This is a genomic window from Cellvibrio sp. ATLC23 (assembly GCF_057196725.1).
Genome location: NZ_JBXUOS010000004.1, coordinates 290,242 through 315,393, shown reverse-complemented (window position 1 = coordinate 315,393; position 25,152 = coordinate 290,242). Strand labels below are relative to the sequence as shown.

Here is a 25,152-nt window from a genome sequence, read left to right as displayed (position 1 = left end):
AATATTGTTTACCAATATAAGTAGCCGGATTTCTTTTTTAAAACTGTCTTGTGTAAATGCCCACGCATTTTATAGCTGATAAGTCTTATAAACTTCGATTTTGAACGTCCGCTTTTGGTTTGGGGGGCTTGACCTTGCCAACTTCCGGTATTGGCCGAATGCTGCCCCTCATCATTTACAAACCCAAAGTGATTCTACTTTGAGTTTGTTTTTTCCGTTTATTCCCCAAACCACCAATCCGGCAATAGTTTTTGAATGTTGGGTTGGTGGTAGCGTTCATCTAGCAGCCATACATACCCTTCATCTGTGGTTGTGCGAATTACTCTTCCGGCGGCTTGGATGACTTTTTGAATGCCTGGGTAGGTGTAGGTGAAGTCGTATCCTTGGCCGAATTGATCTTGCATCACCGTGCGTAGGTGTTCATTAATGGGATTGATTTGGGGCAGGCCGAGGGTGGCGATGAAGACGCCTTTTAGTGAGTCTCCTGCCAGATCTATTCCTTCGCTAAATGCGCCGCCTAATACGGCTAAACCTAATAAATTATTTTGCTGATTGAATTGGGTGATAAAAAGCTCCCGGTCTTGTTCGCTCATGCGCCGCGACTGAACCACGAGTTGGATGTTTGAGAGAAGCAGCTGTTTGCGTAGTTCTTTTTCTGCTTGTTGTAAAAATTCATAACTGGAAAAAAAGGCCAAGGCATTGCCGGGTGTTTCATGTAATTGTTGAAGGATAATCTCGCTCAGCGGGCGAATCGCGGTGGCGCGGTCTTTGTAGCGGGTTGATAAGCCGGTGGCGATTTTCACTTCCAGTTGATTGCTGTTAAATGGCGATGGGACTTTTACCTGCACTGTGTTGTCGGGCAGGCCGAGCAAGGTTTGGTAGTATTCGTTTGGGTGCAATGTGGCTGAAAAGAAACAGGCGCAGTGGGCAAAGCTGAGCCGTGCGGCTAATTGATGGGCGGGAATTAAATTGCGTAGAGTGAGTATTTCTTCTTTGCTGCCCAGGCCGTGTAGATCGACACAAAAATCCTGATCAAAAATATCCACAATGCGCTGATAATTTAACGCGGCATAGAAAAACTCTTGCGTCAGACTTTCTTGTATCGGGTGATCCGGGTTTTGTTGCAAAAATTCAATATAACGAGTGCAGAAATCCTCTAATGCCACGCACAGTTTTTCTGGCAATACCTCCAACCTTATGTAGTTATCGGGTGTGGCGGGAATTGTTTTGAGTAACGACAGCCATGCTTTGTTGATTTTATCCAATAGCTTTTTAACGGCAGCGGGCGCAGATTTTTTGGCGATGAGTAAATCGGCGCGATGTAATTCAGCGGTATACATACCCCGGCCGCGATCGATAAGGTTGTGGCTTTCATCGACCAATAGACTGGGCTTCCAATCAAACTCGTTGGTGAGTGCCAGCAGCAGTGGTGTGCCATCGAAATAATAATTCACATCGGCGACAACTATATCTACCCAGCGCGCCATTTCCATTCCCAAATAAAACGGGCAGATGGTAAATTCTTGCGCAAGTTGTTGCAGTGCGTGTTTGTCTAAAATTGGAGCAGCCAAAGCAGCTTGGCGCGCCGCTTGTAATTTGGTGTAGAAATCCAGCGCGTAGAGGCAGGAGTCTCCGCGACATTTTTTATCGGGTTCCAGGCAGGATTTTTCTTGCGCGGTTAATTCCAGCGTGCGCAGCGGCACTGTTTGACTTTTATCACTGGCGATTAATGCAATATTTTCCAACGCTAATTGTTTGCCCGTGGTTTTGGCGGTGAGATAAAAGATTTTATCCACGGGCGTGCGCGGCATGGCTTTAAGTGTTGGAAAAAGCGCAGCAAGTGTTTTTCCGGTGCCGGTGGGTGCCTCTGCCATGACGACACGACCGGTCGCGGCTGCTTTGTATACGGCTTCTGCCATTAGCCGTTGCGCGGCGTGCATATTGCCGTAGGGGAATTGCAACTGTTCCAACCACGCATAGAGTTGGTGTTGGCGCTGCATTAGTTGCTTGTGCCACGCGCAATACTGTTCTGCCAGTTGTTCAAAATAATCTTTGAGTTCGTCTGCTGCCCAGGTTTCCTCCAATGGGTATTCCTGTTCATCTGCCAGCTCAAAATAAATCAGCGCTAAATTGATTTCGTCACAACCGTGTTGTGCGCAATAAAGCCAGCCATAACACTTTGCCTGTGCCCAATGCAGCTCGCGGTGATTATCGGGTATGCGCTCAATATCGCCATAAAAGGTTTTTATTTCTTCAATGCAGTGGCGGTTGGGATCGTATCCATCGGCGCGACCGCGAAAGGTAATGTCTTCATAGGTAAGGCTCAAACTGACTTCTGTTTGATAATCGCTGTGGCGTTTTCCGGTCACTTTTTTGTGGCCTTCAATACCTTCTTGCCCACTCGGTGCTGGCGTAAAATGCCGGTCAAGGCTGCCGCGTTTTGCAGCAAATTCCACTAGCGTCCGTATCGCAACCGTTTTGGGTTTACTGCCAGCTGACATAACAGACCTCGGCCGGAATACCCTGTGCAGCGAAGTAATCCAGCCAGCGTTGTTGATTGTCTTGAATGCGATCCCCTGGGCCTTTTACCTCGATCATGCGATAGTTTTTTTGCGCAGGATAAAACTGAATAAGATCCGGTAGGCCACTGCGGTTATTTTTTATATCAAACAGGAATCGTTTAAAAATCAGCGATAGATGATGTGCCGGAATTGAATGCAGCGCTACATCGAGTAAATCGCTGGTGATAAATGACCAATTAACAAAATGATTGGCGATGCCGTGTTTTTCTTTCCAAATCTGGCGAATGTGATGGCAATATTCATCGCTTTCCAGTGTTGCCCAGAGCGCATTTATAGCTGGGCGCTTAATAACAAAATCTTCTTGATACATATCTAATGGCGCGGCCTGAAATGGATTGGCAAAAGCGCCCTCAGTACTGCGAAACATTTCCGGCCACAGCCACAAACCAAATAATCCGCCGAATAATGCATTTTCGGCATAGAGGCATGGCGCGCTGGCGCTATCGAGCGAGCGGCGTACCACTTCTTCAACACGTATCGCGCCCCCTTGTTCATCGATGAGTTTCGGCAATTGCAGCTGCTGCGTGCGAATACTTGCGGCCGCAGGTTTTATCATCTTGAGGCTGATTTTTTTCGCCAGACGTGGAGCCATGCGCTGCGCTACTTGTAGCTCCTGCTCATCCAATGGTTGCTCAAGTAATTGGGTTAATAGCGTCCAGGCATGGGTGTATTTTTCTTGTTTTTCCAATAAGCGAATTCGCCGCTCCCGTGCCGGCGGCAAATGACTTTGCTCGTAAAGCTGCAAGGCGAGCGTGTATTCATTGTTGCGCTCCAATGCATAGGCCAGTTGATTGCACAATTTGGCGCGTCGCCGCTGCAATTTTTCAGTGTCGCAGTGCGCGGGTATTTGTGCAGCAAGTGCGATCAGGCTTTCGCTGTGTGGTGCTATATCAAGTTGCTCGCGCAATTGCATCAGATGTTGATATTGATCCAACTCAGTGCGGCTTTTGAAGATGCGATGCTGCTGGTCGATAGTGTAATTTTCGTAGCGAAATACCCCTAAATCTTGCAGTACAAATTCAGTCAGATCTTGATAGGGATTGCCAAAAAATAACAACAACAAGGTGCGGATAATCCGCTGGTTATCCAAATACCAGGCAGTGCCAAATTGATTCCGGGTCCAATCCTGCCAGCGGCGCGGTTCAGTAAAGTGGCTGGCAATAGTCTGTATAAGCACATCTTTGCGCGCTTGTTTTAAGCCTGCCAGCTGCTCGCCAAACAGCAACAGTAATTCCGGTTTGGTTAGGCTGTTACACAGCACATCCAGTGCAATGGGGGTTTCTGTTTGTAGCAGCTCTGCGTCAAGTAGTTGTTGTGCAGCCAGATCAAGCGATGCAATCTCGCTGTAGTCTAATTTATCGCGCCGAAATAACGGGCCTTTACGGCTGGATAACCTTACTAACAAGCACTGTGCATCATGGTCGAGCTGATTAAATTGTTGGATGAAATGTTGCTCATCAACATTGAGCAAATCAGCATAGCGCTCATTTACCCAATCCAATAAAAAGCGAAAGTTTTTGAGGTAGTAATCCGGCGCGAGATCGGGGGCTAAATTATTCATTCGCTAATGCATCTAAAAATACGGTATCCGGTTGTGTAGGGTTAAGTTACTACAAGTCCCCCCAATTGAAAGTATTTGGCAGTGGGTGGGCGATGCATTAGCGCAAATTCGTCTAATGCATTTGCTTGACGTCTTATTGGTTGTTGCAAGTATACTGTACGCATAAACAGTATGCGAGCAATAATCTCATCATGAAACTGATACCCACAGATCCCAATGCGACAAGCCTGGAGCAATTGCTTTGCCGGAGCGATATTTGGCGCGGGCAGTCGCATCAGACCCCCTTGCGGTTGGTGGTGGATAGTGGATACCCCCAGCTCAATGAGCGGCTGCTGGGTGGTGGGTGGCCGGTGGCCAGTTTGATTGAGGTTTGCCAGCGCGCAACCAGCCATGCCGAGTGGCAATTGCTAATGCCTGCGCTCCTGGCTAACCAGCGGGGTTTGGTGGTACTGCTTAATCCACCGGCGAACCCCTTTACCCAGGCGTTGCTCAAGGCGGGAATGGATCTTGAGCGATTGTTAATAGTGGAGGCGAAAGACAAGGCGGACTTTCTCTCCAGCTTTATCGAGCTTGCGCGTTCAGATGCCTGCGATGCGGTGATGGCCTGGCAACCCCAGCAGGCATTGAGTTATACCGAGCTGCGCAAATGTGCGCTCGCCGCAACCGAGGGGCAGGGCATTTATGTGCTCTTTCGGCCAGATGCAGTTCGCGATCAAAGTTCACCGGCGGTGGTGCGCCTGAGCCTTCAGTGGCAGTTGGAGCAGTTGTCAGTCAGCATCTTTAAACAAAAAGGAGAATTGGTTGCTGACAAAGGTGCAATTGATTTACCGCTTCCCGCTGCGTGGAATGGGTTGTTGCCGCATCAGCAATTGGATCAGCAGGGCAAAAGCAAACCCAGAATTGCGAGTGTCACGCCAATTCATGGCGGGCGACGCGGTCGTCGTTGATGTGGTGGTTTGTGACCAAATCTACCTCATCTCCCCAAGCTGCCCGGCGGTTGTGGTTGGCATTGCGTCTACCGGATTTACCGGCTCACGCGCTAAATCTGGCTATAGATTCGCCTGAGCCATTGGTGGTGAATGACAAGCGCGGATTGTATTGGATGAATTCTGCCTCTGCAGCGGCAGGTCTTCAGCTTGATATGAATCCTACCACTGCCCAGCTGCTGACGGGTTGTGTGCTGCATGAGCGCGATAACAACAAAGAGCAGATGTGTCTCGCACAGTTAGCAGAGAGTATGTATCAATTCAGCCCCTACATAGAAACCTACAGCAGTAAACATGAGCCGCAGTCTGGTTTGCTGTTGGAAATTGCAAGTTGTTTGCGATTGTTCGGCGGTGCGCAAGCGCTCAGCAATAAAATCGAGCAATTTTTTACCCAACTTTTTACGCAACGAAAGATGACTCTTGCGATGGGATTGGCGCATTCCCAAGCCGCTGCCTGGCTGCTGTCGTTTGTGCATTATCCCATCGACGACAAGAGTGACAGAGCGGATTTTATCGAACGCTTAAAGCGGTTGCCGATTGATTTCCTGCATGATTTTCCCAAGCAAGTGGATGCCTTGGAAAAAACCGGCTTTGTGACCTTGGGCGATATAGCCCGGCACATTGAAGTTCAGAGTATCAGCAGTTTTAAAAAACGGTTTGGCCAGACGTTTGCTGACTACCTGTGTGACCTGTTCGGTATTGATCAGGATTTTCAGCAGCGCTCGCTGTTTGAAAAACCGGTAACTCACTTCAAGCCCAAAGAGTTTTTTACCGAGCAATTGCAATTTGATTATCCACTGCATCTAATTGATCAATTACAGCAGCCCATGGAGTCTCTGCTACAGCAATTGGCCGAGTATTTACAGAAGCGGCAGCTACAAACCCAACACATTGAGTGGACGCTCTCGGATATCTATCGCAATCAAAATACATTGCAAATTTATGCGGACTCACCGCAGAGCCAATGGCAATTGTTATTTGATCTTTCATTGATTCAATTGGAAAACCGCGATCTGCCTTTTGAGGTAGACAGGCTAACACTGTCTTGTCGTGACTCTCTGTCTCTGCAAGGTCGCACTCATGCGCTCGATTTTGAACCTGGGCGAAAAATCAATCGTCAAAGTTTTTCAATCACGGCGGCAAAATTAAAGGCGCGTTTGGGTGATGCTTCTGTCTACAAGCTCAGTTATCAGGATGGATATTTGCCCCGTGATACCAATCAACAAATTTCTCTAACGCAAACCTGCCAACAAGCGCTGCCGGATATTCACCAGCGTGCGCAACGCCCCGCGTGGTTATTGGATGAGCCTGTAATTATTGAAGTGCGCAAGCAGGGTCTTTATTGGCGCGGCGGAATTACGTTAATTGCAGGCCCGGAGCGTATCCAGGGCAATTGGTGGCGCGAGCCCAGTGCGCGGGATTATTTTATTGGGCTGCGACAAGATCAACAGCGGCTGTGGTTATTTTGGGATTTGCACAAACAACAATGGTTTGTGCAGGGCATTTTTTCCTGATTGAAAATGCTAAAAGTAAAACAGAGAAACCCCTATGCGTTACGCTCAATTATTTACCACAACTAATTTTACGTTTTTGACGGGCGCATCACACCCACCGGAAATGGTTTATCAGGCCGCCGAATTGGGTTATGAGGCCATCGCCATTACCGACGAGTGCTCACTTGCCGGTATAGTCAAAGCATTTGTCGCTGCGGAAGAATTGGATTTTAAATTAATCGTCGGCAGTCGCTTTAAACTCACCAATGGCATGCAGCTTATTGCTATTGCACCTAGCCGCACGGCTTACGCGGAACTTTCCGGCTTTATCACGCTGGCCCGGCGGCGCTCACCTAAAGGCGAGTATGAAGCGCATTTTGAGGATTTGCGATTTCGCTTGCAGCACTGCCTCATTATTTGGCTTGGCTATTTGGAAGCCGGTGGTATTGCACCTGACACTGTTATAGATGAATTATCCCAAGCATTCAGGGAGCGCTTGTGGATTGGTATTGATCATCAATGGAGCGGGGGAGAGCAAGAACAATTTTCAATATGGTTGGAGCTGAGCCGTAAAAAAAATATTCCTTTGGTAGCCTGCCCGCAAGCGCTCATGCATGTACGTGAGCGTAAGCCTTTACAAGATGTTCTGACCGCCATTCGCCACTCCATTCCTGTTCATGAATTGGGCACCTTGTTAGAACCCAATGCAGAAGCCTATTTGAAATCCGTTGATCATTTAATGCAGCTCTACCCGGATGTATTGCTTGAGCAAACCACTGAAATTTCTGACTTGTGTCATTTCTCACTCAGTGAATTGCAATATCAATATCCTTTGGAGTTGGTGCCAGAAAACCAAACGCCCATTCAACACCTTCGCACCTTGGTCAATGAAGGAAAACATCAGCGCTGGCCAGAAGGTGCGCCCACTTTTGTCGATGCCTTATTGGAAAAAGAGCTGCTTCTGATTGAAGAGGTGCGCTACGAATATTACTTTCTCACCGTATATGATCTGGTGCGATATGCACGCTCCAAACAGATCTTGTGTCAGGGGCGCGGTTCGGCGGCAAATTCCGTGGTGTGCTATTGCCTGTTCGTCACTGAAATCGCGCCCGGTCAAATCAACGTATTGTTCGAGCGTTTTATTTCGAAGGAGCGCGATGAGCCGCCGGATATTGATATTGATTTTGAACACCAGCGGCGCGAGGAAGTGATTCAGTATATTTATGAAAAATACGGACGCGAGCGCGCGGCTATAGCCGCGACTGTAATTACCTATCGCTCGCGCAGTGCTGTGCGCGATGTAGGTAAAGCATTGGGAATGGATGCCTCGTTGGTCGATCATCTTGCAAAAAATATTGCCTGGTGGGATAGATCAACTGATCTGCCAACGCGAGTTGCATTCGGTGGTCTGCAAACACAACAAAAAACCTTGCAATTATTTTTTAAATTAGTTGAACAGATTTTAGGTTTTCCACGTCATTTGTCGCAACACGCGGGTGGTTTTGTTATATCGCAAAACAAAGTGAGTGACCTGGTGCCCGTTGAAAATGCCAGCATGCCAGATCGCACACTCATTCAATGGGATAAAGAAGATTTGGAATCCATGCGTTTGTTAAAAGTGGATGTACTTGCGCTGGGAATGCTGACGGCTTTACGGAAGATGCTCGATTATATTCACACCTATAATCCAGGTATTAACTCGCTTGCTGATATTCCACGAGAAGATTCCGCGACCTACGAGATGTTGTGTCGCGGCGATAGCCTCGGTGTATTTCAAATCGAATCACGCGCGCAAATGGCAATGCTGCCGCGATTACAGCCGCGCTGTTTTTATGATTTGGTGATCGAGATTGCAATAGTGCGCCCCGGTCCGATTCAGGGCGACATGGTGCATCCCTTTTTGCGCCGCCGCAGTGGTGAGGAACAAGTCACTTACCCGAGTGAAACGATAAGAGCAGTATTGGAACCTACGTTGGGCGTCCCCATTTTTCAGGAGCAAGTCATGCGCCTATCGATGGTGGCCGCTGGCTTTTCGGGTGGTGAGGCTGACCAACTGCGAAGGGCTATGACGAGCTGGGGCAAGAACAGCAAATTATTATTATTCGAACAAAAATTTATTCAAGGCTTATTAAATAACGGCTACAGCGCGGAATTCGCTCACCGCTTATTTGAGCAAGTAAAAGGCTTTGGTGGCTATGGATTTCCAGAGTCCCACTCAGCCAGTTTTGCACTTTTATGTTATGCATCCTCCTGGCTTAAATGTCATCACCCAGCTGCATTTTATTGTGCCTTATTAAATAGCCAGCCCATGGGTTTTTATTCTCCCTCGCAACTTATTCAAGATGCGCGTCGTCATTATGTCCAAGTTATGCCGGTGGACATCAATAAAAGTGTTTATGACAATGCATTGGAATTAGATGCGCGGCAAGACTGGGGAATTCGTTTAGGCTTTCGCGAGGTGAAATCCCTTGATGCCGACAGTGCGCAGCAGATCGAACACTGGCGTAGTAATAACGGATTTACATCGCTCGACGATGTGACGCAGCGAACAGAATTAACCGCTAATGATTTGCAGCTACTGGCATCGGCGGACGCGCTCAAAACCTTAAGTGGAAATCGCCATCAAGCTCGTTGGCGTGCAGCGGCAATTCAACCCTATTCAGAATTGCTCGATAAAAATACCTGCACTGTTGTTGACGATCTATTTACCGAAGCTCCGACGCAAGAGAAAGATATTCTGGATGACTACCGCACGCTTGGATTAACACTGCGCGAACACCCGATGGCTCTTTTGCGCAATCAACCACCTTTTGATAAATGCACACCTTACGCGCATCTCGTTAATTTGCGACATAAAGGTTTTGTGCGTGTTGCAGGTTTGGTTACTGGTCATCAGCGCCCTGGCACTGCCAATGGCACATTGTTTCTGACACTGGAGGATGAGACAGGAAATATCAATGTCATTGTGTGGAAGGGAACCCAGGAAACCTATCGCAAGGTATTGCTCACCTCAACATTATTATTGATCAAAGGAACAGTAGAAATTGCAACTGAGCATGTGGCAGCACCAGTGGTGCATGTTATTGCTGGGCAGTTACATGACTACAGCAATGTGTTGCGCGGCCTATCGGTAAAGGCGAGAAGCTTTAAGTAATTGTGGACAATAGTCTATTAAGACAAGTGTTTGTCATGCGAGGGCATTGATTAACCTTGCTTGTCTTCCCCGCATTTGGCAGATTGGCCACCTAACTATTTGGCTAGGGGGCGGAATGATTTATTTAATTCTTGGGATGGTGTTGCTGTTCACTGTATCTATTTTTTTATTGGGTGCTAAAAGTCACAAGCGTACTGCTTACATAACCGCCTACCAATTTCCACGCTACATACAAGAAAAGCTTGGGCAAAAGCACCCGCATCTTAATCCGACTCAATTATCAGTTGTGCAAAAAGGGATGCGGCAATATTTTTTAATGTGTCTTAATGCCAACAAGCGCATGGTGGCCATGCCATCACAAGTCGTTGACGATTATTGGCATGAATTCATTTTGAATACCAAGGCCTATCGCGAATTTTGCAGAAGCGCTTTCGGGCGTTATTTGGATCATGTGCCTGCAGAAGCCATGAGGAATAAAACGCGTGCGCAGGATGGCATCAAGCGTGCGTGGCGCATGGCTTGCGCGCTGGAGCATATCAATCCCCAAAACCCCACACGATTGCCACTGATTTTTGTGCTGGATTCGCTACTGTCTATTGCTGATGGCTTTCGTTACTCGTTGGATTGCGAGAAAAAAGGTGAGGATTCTGGTGGGGGCTATTGTGCGAGTCACATTGGTTATGGCGGTGGGTGTAGTGGTTCAAGCGGTGGTTGTGGGAGTGATGGAGGAGGTTGTGGCGGAGGCGACTAGGTTAAGCAATAAAATTGTGTTTACGGCTAGAGCTTTTGCTGAATTCTTACAAGTAATGTTTGATTTTAAACGAGAGGATTTTTACAGAAGGGATTGGGGTGGCTGATGGGGCTCGAACCCACGACCACTGGAATCACAATCCAGGGCTCTACCAACTGAGCTACAGCCACCGTAGCGAGAACAAACAACACATCCATATGGCGGGATTAGATCCCAGCAGAAAATAATCAAGTGAAGAGCGGGCGAGTTATTAATTGCCCAAAATGGCGCACCCGGCAGGATTCGAACCTGCGACCACCCGCTTAGAAGGCGGGTGCTCTATCCAGCTGAGCTACGGGCACATACTGGATCAAACCTTCGCAGGTTCGATGAAAAAATGGTCGGAGTGGAGGGATTCGAACCCCCGACATTCTGCTCCCAAAACAGACGCGCTACCGGGCTGCGCTACACTCCGACGACTTAAAACTGACTGCGTTTCAAGTGGTGCGCATATTAACGGTGAGTTGCAGTATCGTCAACGAAAAAAACACAACAAAATAAAATATTTAGCGCATTTAGTTAAATTCTGGCCAGCTTGTGCAAGGGCTGTTCGAGTTGACTGCCAGCGCACCGAATACTGAGAAGACAGTGGCTAAGTCTTTGTTGAGGCTTGTGTGTCGGTCATCAGCTGGTCAGAATAAGCGGCTATCGTTTGGGAGAGTTTATGCAAGACAATAATTTAGCTGTTTCGATGAAGTTGGGAATGCGCCGATTGGCATCTGGTGTGTGTGTGTTATCGACGATGCTACCTGGCAATCAACGTTTTGCTATGACAGTTTCTTCTGTGACTTCTGTGTCTGATTCTCCTGCATCCTTGTTGGTGTGCATTAATCAATTAGTTTCGCAGCAGGGACATTTGGCAACCTTGGGCAGTCAGTTTGCCGTTAATGTCCTTTCTACATCTCATCAGGATGTCTCAAACATTTGCGCTGGGCGCGAGCCCGCTCGAAATCGTTTTGATGTGGGCCATTGGGAAGAGGATGATACAGGCCTGCCTGTTCTCGCTGATGCTCAAGCCGTATTTGTTTGCCAAACCGATCAGGTAACCACCTATGGAACCCATAAAATTATTATCGGGGTTATCCATAAAGTGATTCTCAATGGTTCAGAGGTGGATCCGTTGCTTTATGCCGATGGCAGTTATGGTGCATTTACACGTCAGTAGGCTGAATTTTATTTATCGCATCAGTTGGGATTGTGGCGCGGGGGATAGTCGAGCCTCTGTGTTCAATCCCGTGATTCAAAATGACGCAAACATTTAGTAAAAATTTGCCTTGCAATATGAATGTTTCGTGTCTATCGGCTGTTGAAGGTTAATGATCACTAACTCTTTATGCACACCTCCTGTGCTTATTTGGTCAAGACGTTTATAGCTTGACCAAAAACACGAAAAAATGAGCTTTTGAACTTGTTTTTTTATGTAACATCATGAAATATAAGGAAATTATTTTATTGGTTGTTTTTTAATCAATCTGTTGTTGGTACTGATTTTATAAGCCTTTGAGGCGGTTTCCCAAAAACTATCCACCAAGTTATCCACAGAAAATGTGGACAAAATTTTGATGAAGGTTTTTGTGCAGAAAAGTTACAATTTGTGTGTTTTGTATCTTTTATTCCGTAACAGGTGACGAATTTCAGTGGATTTTTTCTCGGTCAAATCACTGGATTTATTTATGAGTAAACGATTGAAGGTTGCTGTACTCGGTGGTGGTAGTTTTGGTACGGCAATTGCCAATATCATCGCCTGTAACAATCATCAAACTTTTCTTTGGATGCGCTCTTCAGAGCAGGCTGAGGCCTGTGAAATTGCGCGCCAGAATGCTCGCTATCTCCCCGGCTATATGCTGCATGAAGAATTGGTAATAACCGCGGATCTGGAGCAGGCAGTTACTGGGGCCGATTTAGTATTTGTGTCGATTCCAAGTCACTCCTTTCGTGCGGTCACCCAGCAGATGAAGCCTTTGCTGGGTAGCGACACCATGGTGGTTAGTACTGCCAAGGGCATAGAGCCAGAAGGGTTCACACTGATGAGCCAGATTCTGGAGCAGGAGTTGCCGGGGCATCCTATTGGTGTATTAAGCGGCCCCAATTTTGCGAAAGAGATAGTGCAGCAACAGCAGACCGGCACGGTTATCGCCAGCGAATACGAAAATGTTATCAGTTGTGTGCAGGAAACTTTGAAGTCATCCACTTTTCGCGTGTACGCCAATCATGACCGCTATGGTGTAGAGTTAGGCGGCGCGCTGAAAAATATCTACGCAATTATTTGCGGTATGGCAGCGGCGCTAGGTGCTGGTAATAATACCCAGGCGATGCTGCTTACTCGCAGCCTTGCTGAAATGGGGCGTTTTGCGCAGATGATGGGCGCTAATCCTATGACTTTTCTGGGCTTGGCGGGTGTAGGTGATCTGATTCTCACCTGTACTTCAGATTTGAGTCGTAACTATCGCGTTGGTTTTGCGTTAGGGCAGGGTAAGCCTTTGGATGAAATTGTTGCCTCGTTAGGGCAGGTGGCAGAAGGTGTAAATACATTACGTCAGGTAAAACAAAAAGCAGATGAGTTACAAGTGTATATGCCGTTAGTCTCGGGGCTATATGCGGTGCTCTTCGAACAAAAAGCCATTGCAGAAGTTGCGCGTGGTTTAATGGTGGGCGAACAAGCCGATGATGTTGAATATTTAAGGGGAAATTAATGGATAACGAACAATTAAAATCAAATATCACCTCCAGCAAGCACTGGTTACGTTTGGTATTTATGTTGCTGTTTGCTGCGGTATTGCAGCTCGCTAGTTTGGTGATGTGGATATTAGTCGCGGTACAATTTGTGTTTTCACTGATTACCGGTGAAGACAATCAACATCTGCGCCGTTTCGGCCATTCACTCTCTACTTATATTTATGATGTATTAAAGTTTTTGTGCTACAGCAGCGAAGAAAAACCTTTTCCCTTTGCGGATTGGCCAGCGGATTCCGATACAGTTGAGTTACCAGTGCAAGCTAAAGATTTGTCTGATGCGCCCGAAAAAGCGGCTGATTAAATGACAATTTTTATTCTTCGTCATGGTCAGGCAGAAGCTCAGATCACCACAGATGAGGCGCGCCAGCTCACCGATAAAGGCCGTAGCGATACGGCCAGAGTTGTGCAGGCGCGCAGTGCCGATATGAATCCCTTGATGCAAATTTGGGCGAGCCCCTTGGTACGCGCGCAACAAACAGCGGCTATTGCAGCAAGCTATTTTTCCGGCGTATCCATTCAGACTTCAGAATTATTAGTGCCGGAAGCTAATCCACAGGCTCTCATTGAATGGTTGGATGAGCTCAATGCGAAGTCATCCAATCAATCCATATTGCTTGTCAGTCATCAGCCCTTAGTGGGCACTCTGGTCAATATGTTGTGTTGTAAGCCAGAGGATTATTATCCGATGGGTACGAGTTCTCTCGCCGCAATTCGAGCAGAAATCATCGCTGCAGACATGGGCGATTTACTTTGGCTGGATCACGCCTAAAATAAAACAACCTTTAAGTTGTGTTGGATAAGTGTATGGCGCAATCAACCAGTCCGCGCGAGCTGCGTTTTAATGTTAATGGAATGAATTTCGCTGCGCAGGAATGGGGCGAGTCAACGCAAGTACCTGTGCTTGCTTTACATGGTTGGCTGGATAATGCCGCCAGCTTTTTCGCATTAGCTCCTCGCCTGAAAAACTTACATATTGTTGCATTGGATATGGCTGGCCATGGCAGGAGTGAGCATCGCCCCGGTCAAATGGCCTATACCCCCTGGGATGACATCAACGATATTTTTTCCGTTGCCGATTACTTGGGCTGGGATCGCTTTGCGCTCTTGGGGCATTCCCGTGGTGCTATTATCGGTACCTTGGCTGCGGGTGCATTTCCTGAGCGAATTATTGCGTTGGGATTGGTTGAGGGACTGCTACCGGAAGCTGCGCATCCTGAAGACGCGCCTAAGCAACTAGCAAATGCTATTCAGGGGCTGCGTGTTCAACAGCAAAAAAAACGTTCTATCTATCCTGATATCAACCTTGCCATTAAAGCGCGTGAACGCGGTATGTTTCCGCTTGGGTATGCGGCTGCAAAGGCGTTAACTGAGCGTGGTGTGGTAGCGCAAGAAGGAGGGGTTTCGTGGAGTACAGATCCCCGTTTACTGGCGCCTTCGATGATTAAATTATCGCGCGAGCAGCTGCATGCTTTTATTAATCAGGTTAATGCGCCAATAAAATTGTTATTGGCAGAAAATGGTTTACCAAAACTTTATGCTAATTATTTGCATGAGGTAAACCAGTTTCCTCAAGTGGATTACGAGTTGTTGCCCGGCGGGCACCATTTTCATATGGAGCAAGAGGTTGATGTGATTGCCGAAAAGTTAAATGCATTTTTTGCCCGTTTTGCCATGTAATTCAGATTGCTAATTGCAACTATTGTACAGTGAGAGCTTATGCGTTTAATCCGTTTTATGAGTGGTTTGATGTTGGTGTTGGCGGCGGGAGTCCTTTTCGCAGCTGAGCTGCCAATACAAAACTATCACAATGCCCGCGTGATTTTTCAAACTAATGCCGACGTTGATGAATATTTGCTGGCGTTGGGTAGCTATAAAAAAATTGCGGGCAGCTGGCGAGTGGATCGGAAACAGCGTTTAAGTGGACGCCTTGCGCGCTATACGCTGGAGTTGCCGGAGAGGCACAGTGCCAGTAATGGTTTTGATTTTTATTTGGATCAGTTGCAGAATTTTAATTTTCGCGAGTTGTATCACTGCAATGGCCGCGATTGCGGCACCAGTAATTCATGGGCCAATAACCATTTCAAAATTCAATTGCTGTATGGTTTGGATCAATTCCAACAATATGGCGCGTACGAAGTGACTACCGCCGATGAAACACCTTTTTATGTGGCGCTTTACGCAGTGCAACGAGGCAACAAACGTGTGTATCTGCAATTGGATGTACTGCATGTTGATAGCGTTATCGAGTTGGGGATAGCGTCGAGCCCTGAATCAATTATTAAATCGCTGCTTGCCAGCGGTTATTATGTATTTCCCGATTTTGTTGCTGGTGATACAAAAAACAACGCAAACATCAACATTAAGCCCGCACATATTCAGGCTTTAATTGATGTGCTTACACACCAGCCGGATTGGAAGGTGGCACTGGTAGGGCATGATTACGCACCTGTACCACTTGCACAGCAGCAAAAAAATTCACAGCGTTATGCCGAGCAATTAAGCACAGCACTGCAAGAAAAAGGTATAGCTGCTAAACGTGTCGCGGCTTATGGTATTGGCAGTCTTGCACCTGCAGGGCGGGGTGATAGAAGTGCGCGAGTGGAAGTGGTCAAGGTAAGTGATTAATTTTTATTGCGTATAATTTTCTTACAAAAAAAGGCGGCATCACCCGGTGATGCCGCCTTTTTATTGAATGAAAATTAATTTTGTGAAAGTGACTAACGCAGCAGCGATAAAAATTCATTGCGAGTGGCTTGATTGCTACGGAAGGTGCCGCGCATGGCCGAGGTTTTCATTGACGAGTTTTGTTTTTCAACCCCGCGCATCATCATGCACATGTGTTTCGCTTCGATAATTACACCGACACCAGATGCGCCGGTAATCTCTTGAATACATTCCGCGATTTGTACCGTGAGCTGTTCCTGGATTTGCAGGCGGCGGGCAAACATATCAACAATGCGCGCAACTTTGGATAAGCCCAACACCTTTCCCGTGGGAATATAGGCAACATGGGCTTTGCCAATAAAAGGCAGCAAGTGGTGCTCGCAGAGTGAATAGAGTTCGATATCTTTTACAATAATCATCTCATCTGAGTCAGATGGAAAGAGTGCATCGTTGACCACATCTTCAAGGGTTTGGTTGTAGCCGCGAGTTAAAAATTGAAAGGCCTTGGCCGCGCGATCAGGGGTATCCAGCAGGCCAGGGCGGGTTAAATCTTCACCAATACCCGCGATAATGTTCGCAAAATGTTCTCTCATCAGAAACTCCTCTAGCGGCAGCGATGCTCTGCCCATCACAAAACGGCAGTTTACCGCTTTCGACCAATTTCTAGAAAACATAAATCCTGATTTGGCCAATTTATTGGGTAGAATGCCCGCTCTTTGCCCAGTTCGAGGTTATCCATGACTACATCTGTTACCGTTTTTGATCAGGCGCGCGAAGAATTATTTACCATTCGCGATTTTTTACGCTGGGCAGCCAGTGAGTTTATTGCCGCGAAACTCTTTTACGGTCATGGCACCGATAACCCGTGGGACGAAGCCGAGCAGTTGGTGTTGCATGCAGTTCACTTAGCACCGCCGCTGGGCGATGAATGGTTGGATGCGCGCCTAATGCGCAGCGAGCGCGAGCGTGTTGTTGCCAATGTTCAGCGTCGCATCGAAGAGCGTATCCCCGCTGCCTATATTACCGGTCAGGCTTGGTTTGCGGGCTTGCCCTATGTGGTTGATGAGCGTGTGTTGGTGCCGCGCTCGCCCATTGCCGAGCTGATCGAAAAACGGTTTGCGCCCTGGTTAATCAACGAGCCGCAACACATATTGGATTTGTGCACTGGCAGTGGTTGTATCGGTATCGCTTGCGCCCATGCGTTTCCCGATGCCTATGTACAACTCAGTGATATCTCTTACGATGCGTTGGCTGTGGCCGACGAAAATATCCAGCAACACGGCATGACGGAGCGAGTTTTTGCACTCCAGTCAGACCTGTTTGAAAGCCTGATCGGACAGCGTTTTGATTTGATCGTCTCCAATCCGCCCTATGTGGACGCAGAGGATATGGCCAGTCTGCCCGATGAGTTCCATGCAGAACCTGAGTTGGGTTTATCCTCTGGTGATGACGGTTTGGATTTTACCCGGCGCTTGTTGCAAGAAGCTGCTGATTTTTTAACAGAAGATGGGCTCTTGGTAGTGGAGGTTGGCAACTCATGGCCTGCATTAGAAGCTGCATATCCAACACTTCCGTTTACCTGGGTGGAGTTTGAGCGTGGTGGCCATGGGGTGTTTGTTCTTACTGCTCAGGATTTGCGCAATGCGCGCGCGGCGGGCGTACTCTGAGGCGAGGATGTCGATGCGCCAGTGGGGTAAGTCACGTATAATTGGCGCACTTTTTTTTCGATCTGTTGTTGGATTCTTATCTATTGGGAAATCCCTTAAATCAGGAAATAGCTAATGTCTGGAAATACGTACGGCAAATTATTTACTGTTACCACCTTCGGCGAAAGCCATGGTGTGGCCTTGGGTGCAATCGTAGATGGCTGCCCGCCCGGTCTTGAATTGACCGAGGCTGATATTCAAATTGATTTGGATCGCCGTAAGCCAGGCACATCCCGCTATACCACCCAGCGCCGTGAAGATGATGCGGTGAAGATTTTATCCGGTGTATTTGAAGGCAAAACAACCGGTACACCGATTGGTTTGATGATCGAAAATACCGATCAGCGCTCCAAAGACTATTCCAATATCAAAGATCAATTCCGCCCGGCTCATGCCGATTACACCTACATGCAAAAATACGGCGTGCGCGATTATCGCGGCGGTGGCCGTTCATCGGCGCGTGAAACGGCGATGCGTGTTGCAGCGGGTTCGATCGCAAAAAAATATTTGAAAGATTTTCACGGCATTGAAGTGCGCGGTTATTTGTCGCAGCTGGGGCCGATAAAAATTGAAACCGTCGATTGGGATCAGGTTGATCAAAACCCATTCTTTTGCCCGGATGCGAGCAAAGTTCCCGAAATGGAAGCTTTTATGCAGGCACTTAATAAAGAAGGCGATTCAATCGGCGCAAAAATTACCGTTGTCGCCACCAATGTTCCGCCCGGTTTGGGGGAGCCGATTTTTGATCGCCTCGATGCCGAAATCGCCCATGCATTAATGAGCATCAATGCAGTGAAAGGCGTTGAGATAGGCGAGGGCTTTAATTGTGTTGCGCAGCGCGGTAGTGAGCATCGCGATGAAATGACGCCTGCAGGTTTCCTGTCTAACAATGCGGGCGGTATTTTAGGTGGTATATCTTCCGGGCAGGATATTATTGCCAACCTCGCACTTAAACCAACTTCGAGTTTGCATATCCCCGGCCGCAGTGTGGATGTGCATGGCAACCCAGTTGAAGTGATCACCAAAGGTCGCCACGACCCATGTGTTGGTATCCGCGCAACGCCGATTGCTGAAGCTATGTTGGCGTTAGTTCTGATGGATCATTTGTTGCGCCAGCGCGCGCAAAACGGTGCGGTTAAACATTCTGTACCGGTAATACCTGCAAGTGTGAAATAAGTTCTTCAAGAGTGTGTTGAGTTAGTTATCCTTTATACGGTAACTAACTCAATGTGCAATTCACTCCTTCAGTTGTTTTTATATGTCCCTTTCTTTTGCGCAGCAAGCAATTCCCTATTGGCGTCTGTCTGGATTTTATTTTTTTTATTTTGCTGTAGTCGGCACGCTGATTCCTTATTGGGGTATTTATTTAAAATCGCTGGGCTACTCATCGCAAGATGTCGGCATTATCACGGCCATCATTATGGCTACCCGTATTATCGCCCCAAACTTTTGGGGTTGGTTGGCTGATCATACACAACAGCGGTTGCGCATTATTCGTATGGGGAGTTTGGCAGCGAGTATTATTTTTGCCGGCATTCTGCTCGATCAGCGCTATTGGTGGCTGGTATTGGTGGTGAGTTGTTATACTTTTTTTTGGCATGCAGTGCTGCCGCAGTTTGAAGTAATTACACTGGGTTACTTGGGTGATAACTATCACCGTTATGGTCAAATCCGTTTGTGGGGTTCAATCGGTTTTATCGCGGCCGTAGTAGGCTTGGGCTTGGTGTTTGATGTAATGCCGATCCGCTTTCTACCACTTTTTATTTTGAGTTTTTTGATCTTAATATGGCTTTCCAGTCTCAGCTTAAAAGATGTGAGTGCGAAAAAAAGCGATGGCCAGCGGCAGAATTTTTTAGGGTTGGTTTTGCAGCCAACTATTCTGTGTTTTTTGGTCGCCAGCTTTTTATTGCAACTGAGTCACGGCCCTTACTACACGTTTTATACTCTCTATCTTGTCGAAAACTACGGCTATAGCAGCACAGCAACCGGTTTGTTGTGGGCGCTGGGTGTTGTGGCAGAGGTGGCCATTTTTATCGTGATGCATAAATTGTTGCGTCGCTTCAGCTTGCGTTTTTTAATGTTGTTTAGTTTGTTCGCGACCGGTGGGCGCTGGCTGTTAATTGCTTATGGGGCTGAATCCTTAAGCATATTGTTGTTTGCCCAACTGCTCCATGCTTGTAGCTTTGGTGTCGCCCATGCAGTTTCTATTGAGTTAGTTCGCACGCATTTTAAAGGCACAAATCAAGGGCAGGCTCAGGCGCTGTATAGCTCTGCTAGTTTTGGCGCAGGTGGCGCAGCCGGTGCATTAGTTGGGGGACTGTTGTGGGACTATAGTGCAGTGATCACATTTATGTTGGCTGCTGTGGCTGCATTTTTGGCATTTATACTTTGTTATGTTTGGTTGCATCCTGTTCATTCAGTAGGAGAAACACATCATGAATAATTTGACTGTTACGCTGGTGCAGCAAGTCATAGTGCCTAATGATCCACAGCATAACCTTGATGTATTTGCTCAATCGATGACGGCAATTACTAAAACAGACTTGATTGTATTGCCCGAAGTTTTCACCACCGGGTTCTGCGCCGGCGCGCGCAATTATGCAGAAGTTGAGGGCGGCCGCGCCTATCAGTGGATGCAACAACAGGCAGCTAAACACGATGCCGTTGTTACGGGTAGTTTGGTTGTAAAAGATGGCGAGCAGTATTTTAATCGTTTAGTGTGGATGCGCCCCGACGGTAGTTATACCGAATATGATAAGCGCCATCTATTCCGCATGGCGGGCGAACATACGCGCTATGCGATGGGCAAAGAGCGGGTGCTAGTAGAGATTAAAGGTTGGCGTGTGCTGCCCTTGATCTGTTACGACTTACGTTTCCCTGTGTGGAGTCGCAATCGCAACGATTACGATCTTGCACTTTATGTTGCCAACTGGCCGAGTGTGCGCGCCCTGCATTGGAATCGGTTATTGCAAGCGCGCGCGATAGAAAATTTGAGCTACATTCTTGGCGTCAATCGTGTGGGCATGGACGAAGCAGGGCAGCATTATGCCGGTGATTCCAGCGTTTACGGTCCAGCGGGGGAGTTAATTGCTACAAGTCAGGAAGCCGAATTAATAACGGTAGAATTGTATGCGGAAAAATTAATCGAATACCGCGAAAAATTTCCCGCCTATTTGGATGCAGATGAGTTTATATTGCAGCAATCAATCTGAGTGGTAATGGAGTCTATTAATCATGCCTAACGGTTTCGGCGATAAACTTGTTATAGCGATTTCATCCCGTGCGCTGTTCAATTTGGATGAGAGTCATCAGGTGTATGTTAATCAAGGCTTGGCGGCCTATGCGCAGTATCAAATTGACCATGAAGACGAAATTCTCGCACCGGGTGATGCATTTCCCTTGGTCAAAAAATTATTGCGCCTCAATGAACGTTTGGGTGATGAGCCGCGTGTTGAAGTCATTTTATTATCGCGCAACAGCGCGGATACCGGTTTGCGTGTATTCAATTCTGTCGAACATTACGGTTTGAAAATTAGCCGCGCAGCGTTTTGTGGTGGCACGTCCCCTTATCGCTATGCCTCTGCTTTTGGTTGTCATCTGTTTCTCTCGACCGAGCCGGATGATGTTCGGCAGGCGCTTGACCATGGCATGGCAGCGGCGACACTAATCGCTTCCAAGAATCAGGTCGAGAATGAAGATGAATTGCGTTTTGCATTTGACGGTGATGCAGTCATTTTCTCGGATGAGGCGGAGCAAATTTATAAACTGCAAGGCTTGTCTGCATTTACCCAAAGCGAAAAAGCTTCGGCAAAAGAGCCCTTGAGTGGCGGACCTTTTAAGCATTTCTTAGCGGCGTTGCATCTGTTGCAAACAGAGTTTGGCGAGAGCTGCCCGATCCGTACTGCATTAGTCACCGCTCGTTCGGCACCGGCCCATGAACGGGTGATTCGCACCTTGCGTGCCTGGAATATCCGGATTGATGAATCCTTATTTTTGGGTGGTCTGGCCAAAGGTACTTTTCTGAAAGCCTATGGGGCAGATGTTTTTTTTGATGACCAACAGATGCATTGTGAGTCAGCCCGTGAGCATGTGGCTACGGGGCATGTGCCCCATGGAATCGCTAATCGACCTAATACCTGAAAGGCTGAGCCCGGCAACTTATATCCAATATAGGCTGTGATTCACTTGTTTTTTGGTGTTTTTGTAATATTCCCTCACCAAAAACTTTGAATTTCCCGGATATAGTCTAAAGTTGTAACAAGGTCGGCCTGTAGCACAATTCATAATGCTGGGCGCAGGTAGGCATGTTGTTCTATTCTTTAAACGAATAATTTAACTACATTTTATAACCCTGAGCTCGCTTCAGGGTTTTTCTGGTCGATGCCTTTGGCAAATACCTCCAGTGAGTGAGCCAATCGGAGGGCTTATGAAGCTGCAACAATTACGCTATATCTGGGAAGTGGCGCATCACGATTTAAACGTGTCAGCTACTGCACAGAGTCTCTACACCTCTCAACCTGGCATCAGTAAACAAATCCGTTTACTGGAAGACGAGCTGGGTGTTGAAATTTTTTCGCGCAGCGGAAAACATTTGACCCGTATAACCCCGGCTGGTGAAGCTATTCTCAAAACTGCGGGTGAAATCCTGCGGAAAGTAGAAAGTATTAAGCAGGTTGCACAAGAGTTCAGCAACGAACGCAAGGGAACGCTGACCTTGGCAACCACCCATACTCAGGCGCGCTATGCATTGCCGCCGGTGATAGGTTCATTTATCAAGCAGTATCCAGAAGTTGCTTTGCATATGCACCAAGGGACGCCTATGCAAATTTCTGAGATGGCGGCCGATGGCACGGTGGATTTTGCTATAGCGACTGAGGCAATGGAGCTGTTTAGTGATCTGATAATGATGCCCTGCTATCGTTGGAATCGAAGCATAGTGGTGCCTAAGAACCATCCACTCGCTCAGCTTGCAAATCTGACGCTAGAAGATGTGGCTAAGTATCCAATTGTGACTTATGTATTTGGATTTACGGGCCGCTCCAAGCTGGATGAAGCATTTATCAATCGCGGTCTTGCGCCTAAAGTGGTGTTTACTGCTGCGGATGCAGACGTTATTAAGACCTATGTCCGGCTTGGTTTGGGTGTAGGGATTATTGCCAGCATGGCTTACAACGAGGCGGCTGATAGCGATTTGGTCGCTTTAGATGCGAGCCATTTGTTTGAGTCGAGCGTGACTAAAATTGGTTTCCGTCGCGGCACATTCCTGCGTGGATTTATGTATGACTTTATTGAAAAGTTCGCGCCCCATCTCACAAAAGACATCATCAACGAGGCATTTAATCGCCATTCACGCGCAGAGCTGGATGATTTATTTGAAGGTATAGAAATTCCGACCCACTGATACATTGACCATTGAAAGCCGGGCGAAAGTTCGGCTTTTTTGTTTTAAATCAATTTGATACTTGGTTAGTCTAAAGCTAATTGTAAGCTCTGCCTCATCCTTCTTTTTTACGGCCCTCCCTAAAATTATTGTACATATAATTTGCTTTGTATAAGTTTGTGGTGTAAAACTTATACATCATCAATCAATTGTATAGGTTTTGTATGAGCAAAATTCCTCTTGGTGTTAGCCAGTGTTTGCTCGGTGAGCAGGTTCGTTTTGATGGCGGACACAAGCACAATCGCTATTTGACCGATGTGCTCAGTGAGTATGTTGAGTTTCGCCCTATCTGCCCGGAAGTAGCGATTGGTTTGGGGATACCGCGCAAACCAATACGTTTGGTGATGATGGGGGATGAAACCCGTGTGCGCGGTATTGATAACCCGGAACTGGATGTAACCGACGCACTAGTTGAGCAGGCTGAGTTAGCCGTGGCGGCAATGCCTGATATTTGCGGTTATGTATTTATGCAAAAGTCACCCAGCTGCGGTGTTTTTGGCATGAAGCGCTATCGCACAAATGGTTATACCGCCGACCACCGTGGTCGTGGTGCCTATGCGCAACGCTTGATGGAGTTGATGCCTTTGCTGCCGGTAGAAGAAGCCGGGCGCTTAAACGATACGGGCTTGCGCGATAATTTCCTCGCCCGTGTATTTGCCTATCACGACTTTAAAACCAATGTTGCTAGCGAGCCCACCGCTAAAAAACTCATTGAGTTTTACTCCCGTTATAAATATCAGGTTATGGCGCACCACGTGCCCAGTTATTTTTCGATTGGTCGTTATTTATCAAATCTTTCCGGTCGCGATATTCAGGTCAGTAGCGATGAGTTTTTTCGTTTGTTTATGGCCGCACTGTCCCACCACGCCACACGTAAAGGTAATACCAATGCGATTATGCATTTGCGGGGATATTTAAAAGAATATTTGAACACACAAGATAAACAAGAGTTATCGCAGCTAATAGATTCTTACAAAGCGGGTATGGTGCCGTTGGTAGTGCCACTGACACTGCTCAAACATCATTTGTTGAAGCTCGATAATCCCTATTTAAAGGCGCAAACATTTTGGGCGCCGCATCCAGAACGGCTCGGTATACGTAATCACATTGTTGAGAGTGTGTGATGAATAGCCTTGTCGATACTGAGGTTGATGAGGTACTGGTTGAGGACCGGCTGCCGATTCGCGAAATCTCTCGTGAGACTGGCGTTAATACCGTTACCTTGCGTGCGTGGGAGCGTCGTTACGGCTTGCTAATTCCGCAGAGAACCACCAAAGGCCATAGATTGTATAGCCGCGCCGATATCGAGCGCGTAAAAGAAATTCAATTATGGCTCGGGCGCGGTTTGTCGATTAGTAAAGTAAAAGCTTTGCTTGCCGATGAACAGCGCGGAGAGTCAATGCCGCAGATAGATTCAATCTGGCTGGAATTGGCGCAGCAAATTCAAACAGCAATCACCGCATGTAATCGCAATCAACTTGAACGATTGATTGAAGACACTTTTGCGCTTTATCCCAGCCCGATGATTGCCGATTATTTGTTGTTACCGCTATTGGCGGATTTGCAGGGAAATGAACCGGGCAGGCCAATGCGGCGCGCATTTTTTACCGCAGTATTACAGGAATATATTCAGGCTTCGCAAAATCGCCAGCGGCAAGCGGCTAATGGGGAAAAAATTCTGGTTTTGTCTGCAGCTCCGGATGAGGAGCAATTGGTGCCGCTGCTATTAACCTATGGTTTGTTGGTGAATCAGCATAACGCGGACTATCTAGGCTATTTGGGAGCAAAAGAATCGCTGCTCTGTGCGGAAGCGTTTAAAGCAAAAATATTGGTAATTATGGGTGGCGAAGCCGTCAATACCAGCGAGCTACAACTACACTTGAGTTTATGGCGGAGTTTTTCTGCTATGCCTGTTGTGTTAGTTGGGAATGCGGTACGCCTCGTTCCTGCTCTATCACCTGAACTTGCTACAGGCGTTCGTCCTTGTGATAACCAACAACAAGTATTGGTCACAATAAATCAATTACTAAAGGGATAAGT

Annotated in this window: 21 protein-coding genes and 3 tRNA genes; 18 read left to right on the top strand and 6 right to left on the bottom strand. The window is 47.3% G+C overall.

Annotated elements, in window-relative coordinates:
- Positions 1 to 218 precede the first annotated feature (218 nt).
- Both AC2CG4_RS09135 and AC2CG4_RS09130 read right to left on the bottom strand, forming a co-directional pair.
- Positions 219 to 2,501 (bottom strand): ATP-dependent DNA helicase, encoded by a 2,283-nt coding sequence (locus AC2CG4_RS09135; protein ID WP_484485960.1) that lies wholly within the window; start codon positions 2,499 to 2,501, stop codon positions 219 to 221.
- Entirely contained in the window at positions 2,485 to 4,143 is a 1,659-nt protein-coding gene (locus tag AC2CG4_RS09130; protein ID WP_484485959.1) for a VRR-NUC domain-containing protein, read from the bottom strand. The genes AC2CG4_RS09135 and AC2CG4_RS09130 overlap by 17 nt, the downstream gene beginning before the upstream one ends.
- A gap of 191 nt (positions 4,144 to 4,334) precedes the next feature.
- Between AC2CG4_RS09130 and imuA the strand changes: the two genes are divergently transcribed.
- From imuA to AC2CG4_RS09110, 4 genes are all read left to right on the top strand, one after another.
- Positions 4,335 to 5,090, top strand: coding sequence for a translesion DNA synthesis-associated protein ImuA (gene imuA, locus AC2CG4_RS09125; RefSeq protein ID WP_484485958.1), 756 nt, complete (start codon positions 4,335 to 4,337; stop codon positions 5,088 to 5,090).
- 11 nt (positions 5,091 to 5,101) lie between these two features.
- Entirely contained in the window at positions 5,102 to 6,643 is a 1,542-nt protein-coding gene (locus tag AC2CG4_RS09120) for a Y-family DNA polymerase (RefSeq protein WP_484485957.1), read from the top strand.
- 34 nt (positions 6,644 to 6,677) lie between these two features.
- Entirely contained in the window at positions 6,678 to 9,776 is a 3,099-nt protein-coding gene (locus AC2CG4_RS09115) for an error-prone DNA polymerase (protein ID WP_484485956.1), read from the top strand.
- 115 nt (positions 9,777 to 9,891) lie between these two features.
- Positions 9,892 to 10,527: a glycine-rich domain-containing protein gene (locus AC2CG4_RS09110; RefSeq protein WP_484485955.1), complete on the top strand. Its 636-nt coding sequence runs from the start codon at positions 9,892 to 9,894 to the stop codon at positions 10,525 to 10,527.
- Between the two features lie 94 nt (positions 10,528 to 10,621).
- Here AC2CG4_RS09110 and AC2CG4_RS09105 read toward each other — a convergent pair.
- From AC2CG4_RS09105 to AC2CG4_RS09095, 3 genes are all read right to left on the bottom strand, one after another.
- A tRNA-His gene (locus tag AC2CG4_RS09105) sits at positions 10,622 to 10,697 on the bottom strand.
- 94 nt (positions 10,698 to 10,791) lie between these two features.
- Positions 10,792 to 10,868, bottom strand: a tRNA-Arg gene (locus AC2CG4_RS09100).
- 36 nt (positions 10,869 to 10,904) lie between these two features.
- A tRNA-Pro gene (locus tag AC2CG4_RS09095) sits at positions 10,905 to 10,981 on the bottom strand.
- Between the two features lie 249 nt (positions 10,982 to 11,230).
- On the opposite strand from AC2CG4_RS09095, the gene AC2CG4_RS09090 reads away from it, so the two are divergent.
- The 6 genes from AC2CG4_RS09090 to AC2CG4_RS09065 all read left to right on the top strand — a co-directional run bounded on the left by AC2CG4_RS09090 (position 11,231) and on the right by AC2CG4_RS09065 (position 15,927).
- Positions 11,231 to 11,731, top strand: a complete 501-nt coding sequence (locus AC2CG4_RS09090; protein WP_484485954.1) for a flavin reductase family protein — start codon at positions 11,231 to 11,233, stop codon at positions 11,729 to 11,731.
- A gap of 508 nt (positions 11,732 to 12,239) precedes the next feature.
- Entirely contained in the window at positions 12,240 to 13,259 is a 1,020-nt protein-coding gene (locus tag AC2CG4_RS09085; RefSeq protein ID WP_484485953.1) for an NAD(P)H-dependent glycerol-3-phosphate dehydrogenase, read from the top strand.
- A complete protein-coding gene (locus tag AC2CG4_RS09080; RefSeq protein WP_484485952.1) occupies positions 13,259 to 13,603 on the top strand; it encodes a DUF4389 domain-containing protein in 345 nt (114 codons plus the stop codon). The genes AC2CG4_RS09085 and AC2CG4_RS09080 overlap by 1 nt, the downstream gene beginning before the upstream one ends.
- The gene (sixA, locus tag AC2CG4_RS09075; protein WP_484485951.1) at positions 13,604 to 14,071 is read left to right on the top strand and encodes a phosphohistidine phosphatase SixA; all 468 of its coding nucleotides are present in this window, start codon (positions 13,604 to 13,606) and stop codon (positions 14,069 to 14,071) included.
- Positions 14,072 to 14,106: 35 nt separating this feature from the next.
- The gene (locus tag AC2CG4_RS09070; RefSeq protein ID WP_484485950.1) at positions 14,107 to 14,979 is read left to right on the top strand and encodes an alpha/beta fold hydrolase; all 873 of its coding nucleotides are present in this window, start codon (positions 14,107 to 14,109) and stop codon (positions 14,977 to 14,979) included.
- A 39-nt stretch (positions 14,980 to 15,018) separates the two neighbouring features.
- Positions 15,019 to 15,927, top strand: coding sequence for a DUF4892 domain-containing protein (locus AC2CG4_RS09065; RefSeq protein WP_484485949.1), 909 nt, complete (start codon positions 15,019 to 15,021; stop codon positions 15,925 to 15,927).
- Between the two features lie 92 nt (positions 15,928 to 16,019).
- Here the strand turns inward: AC2CG4_RS09065 and folE are convergent, their stop codons facing one another.
- Positions 16,020 to 16,559 (bottom strand): GTP cyclohydrolase I FolE, encoded by a 540-nt coding sequence (gene folE, locus AC2CG4_RS09060; RefSeq protein WP_062062127.1) that lies wholly within the window; start codon positions 16,557 to 16,559, stop codon positions 16,020 to 16,022.
- 144 nt (positions 16,560 to 16,703) lie between these two features.
- Here folE and prmB point away from each other — a divergent pair, with 144 nt between their 5' ends.
- From prmB to AC2CG4_RS09020, 8 genes are all read left to right on the top strand, one after another.
- Entirely contained in the window at positions 16,704 to 17,633 is a 930-nt protein-coding gene (gene prmB, locus AC2CG4_RS09055) for a 50S ribosomal protein L3 N(5)-glutamine methyltransferase (RefSeq protein WP_484485948.1), read from the top strand.
- A gap of 114 nt (positions 17,634 to 17,747) precedes the next feature.
- Positions 17,748 to 18,848 carry a chorismate synthase gene (gene aroC / locus AC2CG4_RS09050; protein ID WP_062062120.1) on the top strand — a complete coding sequence of 367 codons (1,101 nt, stop codon included), beginning with the start codon at positions 17,748 to 17,750 and terminating at the stop codon, positions 18,846 to 18,848.
- A gap of 82 nt (positions 18,849 to 18,930) precedes the next feature.
- Positions 18,931 to 20,115, top strand: a complete 1,185-nt coding sequence (locus AC2CG4_RS09045) for an MFS transporter (RefSeq protein WP_484485947.1) — start codon at positions 18,931 to 18,933, stop codon at positions 20,113 to 20,115.
- The gene (locus AC2CG4_RS09040; RefSeq protein ID WP_484485946.1) at positions 20,108 to 20,884 is read left to right on the top strand and encodes an amidohydrolase; all 777 of its coding nucleotides are present in this window, start codon (positions 20,108 to 20,110) and stop codon (positions 20,882 to 20,884) included. Before AC2CG4_RS09045 ends, AC2CG4_RS09040 begins: the two co-directional genes overlap by 8 nt.
- Positions 20,885 to 20,906: 22 nt before the next feature.
- The gene (locus AC2CG4_RS09035) at positions 20,907 to 21,812 is read left to right on the top strand and encodes a 5'-nucleotidase (protein ID WP_484485945.1); all 906 of its coding nucleotides are present in this window, start codon (positions 20,907 to 20,909) and stop codon (positions 21,810 to 21,812) included.
- 286 nt (positions 21,813 to 22,098) lie between these two features.
- A complete protein-coding gene (gene cysB, locus AC2CG4_RS09030) occupies positions 22,099 to 23,073 on the top strand; it encodes an HTH-type transcriptional regulator CysB (RefSeq protein ID WP_484485944.1) in 975 nt (324 codons plus the stop codon).
- A gap of 203 nt (positions 23,074 to 23,276) precedes the next feature.
- Positions 23,277 to 24,236 carry a YbgA family protein gene (locus AC2CG4_RS09025; protein ID WP_484485943.1) on the top strand — a complete coding sequence of 320 codons (960 nt, stop codon included), beginning with the start codon at positions 23,277 to 23,279 and terminating at the stop codon, positions 24,234 to 24,236.
- Positions 24,236 to 25,150: a MerR family transcriptional regulator gene (locus AC2CG4_RS09020; protein WP_484485942.1), complete on the top strand. Its 915-nt coding sequence runs from the start codon at positions 24,236 to 24,238 to the stop codon at positions 25,148 to 25,150. The genes AC2CG4_RS09025 and AC2CG4_RS09020 overlap by 1 nt, the downstream gene beginning before the upstream one ends.
- The last annotated feature ends 2 nt before the right edge of the window (positions 25,151 to 25,152 follow it).

Bases quoted from the DNA above. Each gene is read 5' to 3' on its own strand.
- AC2CG4_RS09135 (WP_484485960.1), bottom strand. From the start codon at position 2,501: ATGTCAGCTGGCAGTAAACCCAAAACGGTTGCGATACGGACGCTAGTG.
- AC2CG4_RS09130 (WP_484485959.1), bottom strand. From the start codon at position 4,143: ATGAATAATTTAGCCCCCGATCTCGCGCCGGATTACTACCTCAAAAAC.
- imuA (WP_484485958.1), top strand. From the start codon at position 4,335: ATGAAACTGATACCCACAGATCCCAATGCGACAAGCCTGGAGCAATTG.
- AC2CG4_RS09115 (WP_484485956.1), top strand. From the start codon at position 6,678: ATGCGTTACGCTCAATTATTTACCACAACTAATTTTACGTTTTTGACG.
- AC2CG4_RS09110 (WP_484485955.1), top strand. From the start codon at position 9,892: ATGATTTATTTAATTCTTGGGATGGTGTTGCTGTTCACTGTATCTATT.
- AC2CG4_RS09090 (WP_484485954.1), top strand. From the start codon at position 11,231: ATGCAAGACAATAATTTAGCTGTTTCGATGAAGTTGGGAATGCGCCGA.
- AC2CG4_RS09085 (WP_484485953.1), top strand. From the start codon at position 12,240: ATGAGTAAACGATTGAAGGTTGCTGTACTCGGTGGTGGTAGTTTTGGT.
- AC2CG4_RS09080 (WP_484485952.1), top strand. From the start codon at position 13,259: ATGGATAACGAACAATTAAAATCAAATATCACCTCCAGCAAGCACTGG.
- sixA (WP_484485951.1), top strand. From the start codon at position 13,604: ATGACAATTTTTATTCTTCGTCATGGTCAGGCAGAAGCTCAGATCACC.
- AC2CG4_RS09070 (WP_484485950.1), top strand. From the start codon at position 14,107: ATGGCGCAATCAACCAGTCCGCGCGAGCTGCGTTTTAATGTTAATGGA.
- AC2CG4_RS09065 (WP_484485949.1), top strand. From the start codon at position 15,019: ATGCGTTTAATCCGTTTTATGAGTGGTTTGATGTTGGTGTTGGCGGCG.
- folE (WP_062062127.1), bottom strand. From the start codon at position 16,559: ATGAGAGAACATTTTGCGAACATTATCGCGGGTATTGGTGAAGATTTA.
- prmB (WP_484485948.1), top strand. From the start codon at position 16,704: ATGACTACATCTGTTACCGTTTTTGATCAGGCGCGCGAAGAATTATTT.
- aroC (WP_062062120.1), top strand. From the start codon at position 17,748: ATGTCTGGAAATACGTACGGCAAATTATTTACTGTTACCACCTTCGGC.
- AC2CG4_RS09045 (WP_484485947.1), top strand. From the start codon at position 18,931: ATGTCCCTTTCTTTTGCGCAGCAAGCAATTCCCTATTGGCGTCTGTCT.
- AC2CG4_RS09040 (WP_484485946.1), top strand. From the start codon at position 20,108: ATGAATAATTTGACTGTTACGCTGGTGCAGCAAGTCATAGTGCCTAAT.
- AC2CG4_RS09035 (WP_484485945.1), top strand. From the start codon at position 20,907: ATGCCTAACGGTTTCGGCGATAAACTTGTTATAGCGATTTCATCCCGT.
- cysB (WP_484485944.1), top strand. From the start codon at position 22,099: ATGAAGCTGCAACAATTACGCTATATCTGGGAAGTGGCGCATCACGAT.
- AC2CG4_RS09025 (WP_484485943.1), top strand. From the start codon at position 23,277: ATGAGCAAAATTCCTCTTGGTGTTAGCCAGTGTTTGCTCGGTGAGCAG.
- AC2CG4_RS09020 (WP_484485942.1), top strand. From the start codon at position 24,236: ATGAATAGCCTTGTCGATACTGAGGTTGATGAGGTACTGGTTGAGGAC.